Origin of the sequence: Flavobacterium petrolei (assembly GCF_003314435.2) — a bacterium.
GTDB classification, from domain to species: Bacteria; Bacteroidota; Bacteroidia; order Flavobacteriales; family Flavobacteriaceae; genus Flavobacterium; species Flavobacterium petrolei.
In genome coordinates this window covers 1-503 of sequence record NZ_QNVY02000022.1, presented here as the reverse complement: position 1 = coordinate 503, position 503 = coordinate 1, and the positions used below count along the sequence as shown (strand labels likewise).

1 protein-coding gene is annotated in these 503 nt (G+C 42.1%); it reads left to right on the top strand.

Annotated elements, in window-relative coordinates; all coding sequences use genetic code 11:
* The coding region (locus DR871_RS16355) for a DnaB-like helicase C-terminal domain-containing protein (protein ID WP_317125697.1) at positions 1–503 on the top strand (503 nt) is incomplete at both ends.

The window sequence follows — 503 nt, the reverse complement described above, 5'->3', positions numbered from 1 at the left end:
GCATCCCGCGCTTATTTTTAGTTTAGAGATGCCCGCCGATCAAATTATGATGCGTATGCTGGCTTCTTTAGGGCGTATTGATCAAACTAAAATTCGTACCGGTCAATTAGAAGATGAAGATTGGGCACGCTTGTCGTCAACCATGGGCTTGTTGATGGAAAAAGGTAAAATGTTTATTGATGACGCTGCCGGGTTAACACCAACAGAAGTTCGCTCAAGAGCGCGAAGAATACATCGTGACCATGGTGGTATCAGTATGATTATGATTGACTACTTGCAGCTTATGCGCGCGCCACAATTTTCTGATAACCGTACCTTAGAAATAGCCGAAATATCACGTTCTCTTAAAGCCTTAGCCAAAGAATTACAAGTGCCAGTTGTTGCGCTATCTCAGCTAAACCGTGGCTTGGAGCAACGTAGTGATAAACGTCCTATTAACTCAGATTTACGTGAATCAGGTTCAATAGAGCAAGATGCTGATTTAATCATGTTTATTTATCGTG